General features: G+C 67.6%; 7 protein-coding genes and 1 pseudogene. All 8 read right to left on the reverse strand.

What is annotated here, in order from left to right; genetic code table 11:
• Positions 1-139: pseudogene (locus tag AB7E35_RS14600) on the reverse strand (electron transfer flavoprotein subunit beta/FixA family protein); the annotation flags it as partial.
• A 23-nt stretch (positions 140-162) separates the two neighbouring features.
• The gene (locus tag AB7E35_RS14605) at positions 163-1,137 is read right to left on the reverse strand and encodes an NAD(P)H-dependent flavin oxidoreductase (RefSeq protein ID WP_428164393.1); all 975 of its coding nucleotides are present in this window, start codon (positions 1,135-1,137) and stop codon (positions 163-165) included.
• 7 nt (positions 1,138-1,144) lie between these two features.
• The gene (locus tag AB7E35_RS14610) at positions 1,145-2,140 is read right to left on the reverse strand and encodes a Bug family tripartite tricarboxylate transporter substrate binding protein (RefSeq protein WP_428164394.1); all 996 of its coding nucleotides are present in this window, start codon (positions 2,138-2,140) and stop codon (positions 1,145-1,147) included.
• 73 nt (positions 2,141-2,213) lie between these two features.
• On the reverse strand, positions 2,214-3,449 hold the full coding sequence (locus tag AB7E35_RS14615; RefSeq protein ID WP_428164395.1) for a CaiB/BaiF CoA transferase family protein: 1,236 nt from the start codon (positions 3,447-3,449) through the stop codon (positions 2,214-2,216).
• Positions 3,450-3,486: 37 nt separating this feature from the next.
• Positions 3,487-4,317 (reverse strand): oxepin-CoA hydrolase, alternative type, encoded by an 831-nt coding sequence (locus AB7E35_RS14620; protein ID WP_428164396.1) that lies wholly within the window; start codon positions 4,315-4,317, stop codon positions 3,487-3,489.
• A 113-nt stretch (positions 4,318-4,430) separates the two neighbouring features.
• On the reverse strand, positions 4,431-5,561 hold the full coding sequence (locus AB7E35_RS14625) for an acyl-CoA dehydrogenase family protein (protein WP_428164397.1): 1,131 nt from the start codon (positions 5,559-5,561) through the stop codon (positions 4,431-4,433).
• Positions 5,562-5,586: 25 nt separating this feature from the next.
• Positions 5,587-6,798: an acyl-CoA dehydrogenase family protein gene (locus AB7E35_RS14630; RefSeq protein ID WP_428167817.1), complete on the reverse strand. Its 1,212-nt coding sequence runs from the start codon at positions 6,796-6,798 to the stop codon at positions 5,587-5,589.
• Positions 6,799-6,975: 177 nt separating this feature from the next.
• Positions 6,976-7,536, reverse strand: a 561-nt coding sequence (locus AB7E35_RS14635) for a 3-hydroxyacyl-CoA dehydrogenase family protein (RefSeq protein WP_428167818.1), incomplete at its 5' end; no start/stop codon positions are given.

Raw genomic sequence — 7,536 nt, forward strand, 5'->3', positions numbered from 1 at the left:
CGGCTTCTTCGACGGCGATTTCGTCAAAGGGGTTCATGCTCATCTTGACGTTGGCAATGTCCACTCCGCTGCCGTCCGACTTCACGCGGACTTTGACGTTGTAGTCCACCACGCGTTTGACGGGGACGAGAATTTTCATGGGTAGTCTCTTTCTGTGGGGGGTTATCGAAGCATCCCGGCCAGCCGCTGGGTGATCAGCGCCTCGGCCTGGGACATGATGGAATCGATGAGCTGCTGCACGCTGGGCACGTCGTGGATCAGCCCGGCCACCATGCCGCAGGACCACACGCCGGCCTGCATCTCACCCTGCTGCATGATGCGCGGATACACACCGGCCACCTCGGGCGCAATGTCCGCGAAGGTAATGGCGGCGCCCAGAGCGCGCTCCTTGTCCAGCACCCGCTCTGTGGCGCTGTTGGTCAGCACGCGCTCGGTGTTGCGCAGCGGGCGCATGATGAGCCGCGTGTCCAGCTCGCTGGCCGCAACGATGGCCTGCTTGACGTTGTCGTGCACCGGCGCCTCTTGCGTGGCGATGAAGCGCGTGCCCATGTTGATGCCCTCGGCTCCCAGCGCCAGCGCGGCCACCAGGCTGCGCCCGTCGGCCATGCCGCCCGAGGCGACGAAGGGGATCTTGAGTTCTTCCGCCGCACGCGGCAGCAGGATGAAGTTGGGAATATCGTCCTCGCCCGGGTGGCCGCCGCATTCAAAGCCGTCCACGCTGATCGCGTCGCAGCCGATGGACTCGGCCTTGAGCGCGTGGCGCACCGAGGTGCACTTGTGGATGACCTTGATGCCCGCCTCCTTCAAAGCGGGCAGCCACTTTTGCGGGTTGTTGCCCGCCGTCTCGACGATCTTCACGCCGCCCTCGATGATGGCCCGGACGTAGCCCGGATAGTCCGGGGGGTTCACCGACGGCAAAAACGTGAGGTTCACGCCAAAGGGCTTGTCGGTCATGGTGCGGCAGCGCGCGATCTCCTGGGCCAGCAGCGCGGGCGTGCGCTGCGTCAGGCCGGTGATGATGCCCAGCCCGCCGGCGTTGGAGACGGCCGCGGCCAGCTCGGCATAGCCCACATGGTGCATGCCGCCCTGGATGATGGGGTGCTCTATGCCGAAGAGCTCGGTGATGCGGGTCTTCATGGCGTGGTCAGTCGTTGGCGATGCCCTTGTCGCGGATGATCTGGCCCCAGCGCGTGTAGTCCTGCTGCACGCGCTGGCCCATCTGCGCGGGGTCCATGAAGTGGGCAATGGCGCCCGCACCCAGCAGGCGGTCCTGCACTTCCTTTTCGGCCAGGATCTGGCGCACCTCACCCGCCACGCGGTCCACCACCGCCTTGGGCGTGCCCGGCGGCGCCACCAGTCCGCCCCAGGACACGGCCTCGTAGCCCTTGAAGCCCTGTTCGGCGATGGTCTTCACATCGGGCAGCATGACCACGCGCTGGGGCGAGCCCACGGCGATGGCGCGCAGCTTGCCCGCCTGGATGTGCGGCAGCGCGGCAATGAGGTCCGAATACATCACCGGCACCTGGCCGCCGATGGTGTCGGTAATGGCGGGCGCGCTGCCCTTGTAGGGAACGTGCTGAATGTCGAAGCTGCCCATCTGCTTGAGCAGCTCCATGCTCAGGTGGCCGAAGCTGCCGGTGCCCGAGCTGGTGTAGTTCATCGGCACCTTCTGCGCCTTGGCATGGTCGATCAGGCCCTGGAGGTCGGTCACCTTGGGCAGCTGCAGGGGGTTGACCACCACCACGATGGGCAGGTCATACACCATGGCCACGGGCGTGAAGTCCTTCACCGTGTCGTAGCCCGCCTTCTTGTACAGGTGCGGCGCCAGCAGCGTGGGCGTGGCCAGCATCATCAGCGTGTAGCCGTCGGCCGGGCTCTTGGCGACCTGCGCGGCCGCGATGGAGCCCGAGGCCCCGGCGCGGTTTTCCACCACCACGGACTGCTTGAGCCGCTCGGCCAGCTTCTGGCCCACGATGCGCGAGGCCGTGTCGGTGGGGCCGCCCGCCGGGAAGGGCACGATCAGCTTGACCATCTTGTCGGGCCAGGCGGCTTGCGCCAGGGCGCCGCCGGTCATGCCCGCCAGCAGCGGCGCCGTTGCCACAGCCAGCGCGGCGCGGCGGGTGATTGCGGAAAATTTCATCAATGCCTCCTTGAAATAAAAAACGACTCCAGACCTTGCCCATCAAGCGCTGGAAGCTCTCTTTTTTGATGAATCATTGCGGCGGCAGCGTGAGCACGCCCTGCGCCTGCAGGGCCTGCAGCTGCTCGTCGCTCAGCGCCAGCAGCCGGTGCAGCACATCGCGCGTGCCCTCGCCCAGCGTGGGCGGGGCGCTGCGGATGGGCAGGCGCTGGCCGTCCAGGCGGTAGGGCGGCGCAAACACCGGCGTGGTGCCCACCACGGGGTGCGGCATGTCCTGCACCAGGCGGCCGCGGCGCGTGCGCTCGCTGGTCAGCGCCTCGTGCAGGCCCGCCACCTTGCCGCAGGGAATGCCGGCGGCCGTCAGGCGCTGCAGCAGCTGCTCGCGCGGCTGGGCGCGGATCAGCGCGGTGAGCAGCGGGCTCAGCTCCAGCCGGTGCTTGGCGCGATTGACGTTGGTGGCAAAGCGCGGGTCTTCGACGATGTCGGGGCGCTCGATCACCTGCCGGCAGAACTTGTCGAACTGCGCGTTGTTGCCCACGGCGATGATCAGCGGGCCGTCGGCGGCCTCGTACATGCCGTACGGCACGATGGAGGGGTGGGCGTTGCCGTAGCGCTCGGGGTCGTGGCCGAGCTTGAGCGCGTCCAGCCCGTAGTAGCCGGTGATGCTCAGGCCGCAGTCGTACAGCGCCATCTCGATCAGGCGCCCGCGCCCGGTGCGGCTGCGCTGCAGCAGCGCGGCCAGCACGGCCTGCGCGGCGTACATGCCGGTCATCAGGTCCACCACGGCCACGCCGAACTTGAGCGGCGGCGTGTTCGCCTCGCCGTTGAGCGCCATCAGGCCCGCCTCGCCCTGAATCACCAGGTCGTAGCCGGGGCGCTGGGCCTCGGGGCCGCTGGTGTCGTAGCCGGCCACGGCGCAGTAAATCAGATCAGGCTTGAGGGCCTTGAGCTGCTCGTAGCCCAGGCCCAGCTTGTCGGCGCCGCCGGTCTTGAAGTTGTGGATGACCACGTCGCACTGCGGCAGCAGGGCGTGGATGAGCTTCAGCCCCTCGGGCGCCTGCAGATCGACGGTGATGGACCGCTTGTTGCGGTTCATGCTGTTGTAGTAGGTGGTCTCGGTCTGCCCGATGCGCATGCCCCAGTCGCGCGTGTCGTCGCCGCGGCCCGGGTGCTCCACCTTGATGACCTCGGCGCCCAGGTCGGCCAGCACCTGGCCGCACAGCGGGCCGGCGAACACGCGGGACAGATCCAGCACCCGCACTCCGGCGAGCGGAAGGTCGATGTCGTGGGGCGCTGCGTCGGATGCCATGGGCTTGTCTCCTTGAAAGATTTTTTTGATACGGACTTCAGTGCGCACCGCGCAGCCGGGCGTAATCGGGCGCACGCTTTTCCAGAAAAGCCCCGATGCCCTCGCGCGACTCGTCGGTCTCCTGCGCGCGCACCATGCACTGCGCCTCCAGCTCCAGCTGCTGCTCCAGCGTGGTGCGCGGCGCGGCGCGGCACAGCTCCTTGATGCGGGCCATGGTCCACGCGGGGCCGCTGGCCACCTGCGCGGCCAGCGCCACTGCGTCGGCCAGCGCCTGGCCGGGCTCGGACAGCCGGTTCACCGGGCCCAGCTGGTGCAGGCGCTCGCCGCTGATGCGCTCGCCCGTCAGGCACAGCTCGGTCAGCACCTGGCGCGAGACGAACTCGGCCAGAAAGGCCGTGGCGCCGCCGTCGGGCGTGAGGCCCACCTTCACGTAGGCCACCGAGAACACCGCGTTCTTCGCCGCCACCAGCATGTCGCAGGCCAGCGCCAGCGACAGGCCGGCGCCCGCTGCCGCGCCTTCTACCGCCGCGATCACGGGCTTGGGGCAGTCGCGCACGGCGCGAATCATGTTGTGCAGGCCTTCCAGCTTGGCGCGGCGCTCTTCGACGGGCAGATCACGCCGCCTGGCCAGCTGGCGCAGGTCGCCGCCAGCGCAGAAATGCCCGCCCTCGCCGGTCAGCACCACGGCGCCGATGGCGGGGTCGGCCGCAGCATCCGTCAGGGCCTGGGTGACGGCGGCATAAAAAGCGGGCGACAACGCATTGCGCGCCGCCACGTTGTTGTTGGACAACACGAGCACGGCGCCTTCGCGGCGGGTGAGCAGGACGCTGTCGCGCGCGTTGTCCGGGGTTTTGTCGGTCACGGTCATCTCCTTTGCTATTTATTTTGTAGCTACTAGCGCTTTCCGCGCAACCGTTCTGGGCATTTTTTATCTTTAACCCCCTCTTCCAGCGAGGAAGAGGGGTGCTGCCGGTATTTACCTCAGGCAGGCAGGGCCATGAAGCGCTGCAGGTGGTGGTCTTCGTCGCCAAACTGGTGGTCGATCATCACCAGGCGCTTGGCGTAGTGCGCCAGCGGCAGCTCCCAGGTCATGCCGATGCCGCCGTGCAGCTGGATGCTTTCTTCGGCCACCAGCGTGCCCACGTAGCCCACGGTGTACTTGGCGGCGGAGAGCGCCCGTTCGCGCGCGGCGCCCTGGGCGTTGTCGATGGCGTCGGCCGCGTTGATCACGGCCGAGCGCGCCTGCTCCACCTCCAGCAGCAGGTCGGCCATGCGGTGCTGCAGCGCCTGGAAGGTGCCGATGGCCACGCCAAACTGCTTGCGCGTGCGCAGGTATTCCAGCGTCATGTCCTTGGCCACGTCCATCGCGCCCAGCGACTCGGCCGCCAGCGCCAGCAGCGCATAACCGGCGATGTGCTGCAGCACGGCATGGCCCGCGCCCTCGGTGCCTAGCAGCGCATCGGCGCCCAGTTGCACGTCGGCAAAGGTGACTTCGGCAGCGCGCCCGCCCTCGAAGCGGCTGTAGCCGCGCCTGGCAATGCCGGCGGCGTTGCCGTCAACCAGGAACAGGCTGATGCCGGCCTCGTCCAGCGGCCCGCCGGCGGTGCGCGCCGACACCAGCAGCAGCTCGGCCTTCTCGCCGAAGGCCACAACGCCCTTGGCGCCGTTCAGCACCCAGCCGTTGGCCGTGCGCGCTGCGGTGGTGGTGACGCGGTTCAGCTCGTAGTGGCTGCCCGGCTCGTCATGCGCCAGCGCGGCGATGGCGGCGCCGGAGATGATGTCCTCCAGCCGCGCCTTTTGCGCGTCGCTGCCCGCGGCGATCAGCGCCTGGCCCACCACCAGCGCGCCCAGCAGCGGCTCGGCCACCAGGCCGCGGCCCAGGCTTTCAAACACCACGCTGATGTCAAAGCCCGCGCCGCCAAAGCCGCCCGCGGATTCGGGAAACAGCGCGCCAATGGCGCCCAGCTCGGCCATCTGCGCGTACAGCTGCGGGCTGTGGCCCTCGTCGCCATAGGCCAGGTGGTTGCGCGTGTCGATGGCGTACTGCTCGCTGATGAAACGGTTCAGCGTGTCCGCCAGCATGCGGCGGTCTTCGGTGTGTGTGAAGTTCATGTGCTTTGCTTCCCGCGCTAATGCTTTACAGACCCAGGATCATCTTGGAGATGATGTTTTTCTGGATTTCGTTGGAGCCGCCAAAGATCGACAGCTTGCGGTAGTTGAAGTAGTTGGCCGCGGCCGTGGCGGCCTCGTCGATGCCGCCCACGGGGGCTTCGTCGTAGCCCTCGTACTGGGCTTCTTCGATGTAAGGCGTGGCATACGGGCCCATGGCGCGGCGGATCAGCGACAAAATCTCCTGGCGGATCTCGGTGCCGCGGATCTTCAGCATCGAACTTTCCGCCCCCGGCACGCCGCCACCGGCCACGGCGGCGATCACGCGCAGGTTGGTGGTTTTCATGTTCTCCAGGTCGATCTCGACCCGGGCCATGCGCGCGGCAAACAGCGGGTCCTGGTTCAGGGGCCTGCCGTTTTTGTGCACCTTGGCGGCAATCACCTTCAGCTTGGCCAGGGCCGCCACGCAAAAGCCCACGCCGGCGATGCCGGTGCGCTCGTAGGTCAGCAGGTACTTGGCGTAAGTCCAGCCCTTGTTTTCTTCGCCCACCAGGTTCTCCAGCGGCACCTTGACGTCGGTGAGGAAGACCTCGTTGACCTCGCGGTCGCCGTCCAGCGTGCGGATGGGGCGCACCTCGACACCGGGCTGGTTCATGTCGATCAGCACAAAGCTGATGCCCGACTGCGCCTTGACCTCGCGGTTGGTGCGCACCAGGCAGAACATCATGTTGGCGTGCTGGCCCTGGGTGGTCCAGGTCTTCTGGCCGTTGACGACGTAGTGGTCGCCTGTTTCGTCAGTGACTCGCACCGCCGTGGTCTTGAGCGAGGCCAGATCCGAGCCCGCGCCGGGCTCGGAATAGCCCTGGCACCACCAGTCGTCGCCGTTGAGGATGCGCGGCAGCCAGTGCTTTTTCTGCGCCTCGTTGCCGTACTTGATCAGCACCGGGCCGAGCATGGACAGCCCGAACGGCACCAGGCGCGGGCCGCCGGCCAGCGCGCATTCATCGTCAAAGATGAACTTCTGCACCGCCGACCAGCCCGTGCCGCCGTGCTCCCTGGGCCAGTGGTAGGCCAGCCAGCCCTTGCGGTTGAGGATGGCGTGCCAGCCCTCCTGGTCGGCGCGCGTCAGGCGCTGGCCGGCCTTGACCTTGGCGGCCAGCGCCGCAGGCAGCTGCTCTTGCAGAAACGCCCGCACCTCGGCGCGGAACGCTTGCTCTTCGGGGGTGAATTGCAAATCCATGGATGGGTCCTCAAAAAATGGGGCGTTGTGACCTGCGGCCCAACGGGTTGACGTTCTGTCTGTCGCGGTGCCTGTCGCGGTGTCTGTAGCGTGCAGCGCTTTGTTTTTGATAGCTACCAGCGCTTGCCAGACAAGCGCTGGAGGCCAAAAACACCTGAAGCACTGTGGATGGGCAGCTCAGGCCGCCTTGTTCAGGCTGTCGAAGTTGCGGCCTTCGGCCACCAGTTGCTCCAGCAGCGGCGCGGGCTTCCAGAACAGCGGGTCTTCTTTCTCGAACTCGCGCAGGTCGGCCAGCACCTTGTCCAGGCCCTGCATGTCGGCCCACTTCATCGGGCCGCCGCGCCAGCGCGGAAAGCCGTAGCCGGACAGGAAGGTCACGTCCACGTCCAGCGGCCGCAGGGCAATGCCCTCTTGCACCACCTTGGCGCCTTCGTTGACCATGGCGGCCATGTAGCGGCGCATGATTTCGTCGGCGCTGAACTGGCGCGGCGTCACGCCCTTCTTCGCGCGCTCGGCATCCACGATGGCCAGCACCTCGGGGTCGGGCTGGCCCACGCGGGCGCCCTGGGGGTACAGGTAAAAGCCACGGCCGGTCTTCTGGCCGAACCAGCCGCGCTCGCAGACGCGGTCGGCCACCTCCACATAACGCGCCTGGGGGTCGCGCGTGGCGGCGCGGCGCTTGCGCGTGGCCCAGCCAATGTCGCCACCGGCCAGGTCGGTCACCTGGAACGGGCCCAT

Origin of the sequence: Diaphorobacter sp. (assembly GCF_050251835.1) — a bacterium.
GTDB lineage: Bacteria > Pseudomonadota > Gammaproteobacteria > Burkholderiales > Burkholderiaceae_C > JBFXIE01.

What these genes read in the sequence shown, in the direction of transcription:
- AB7E35_RS14625 (WP_428164397.1), bottom strand. Translation starts at nt 5,561, where the DNA reads ATGAACTTCACACACACCGAAGACCGCCGCATGCTGGCGGACACGCTG.
- AB7E35_RS14615 (WP_428164395.1), bottom strand. Translation starts at nt 3,449, where the DNA reads ATGGCATCCGACGCAGCGCCCCACGACATCGACCTTCCGCTCGCCGGA.
- AB7E35_RS14610 (WP_428164394.1), bottom strand. Translation starts at nt 2,140, where the DNA reads ATGAAATTTTCCGCAATCACCCGCCGCGCCGCGCTGGCTGTGGCAACG.
- AB7E35_RS14630 (WP_428167817.1), bottom strand. Translation starts at nt 6,798, where the DNA reads ATGGATTTGCAATTCACCCCCGAAGAGCAAGCGTTCCGCGCCGAGGTG.
- AB7E35_RS14620 (WP_428164396.1), bottom strand. Translation starts at nt 4,317, where the DNA reads ATGACCGTGACCGACAAAACCCCGGACAACGCGCGCGACAGCGTCCTG.
- AB7E35_RS14605 (WP_428164393.1), bottom strand. Translation starts at nt 1,137, where the DNA reads ATGAAGACCCGCATCACCGAGCTCTTCGGCATAGAGCACCCCATCATC.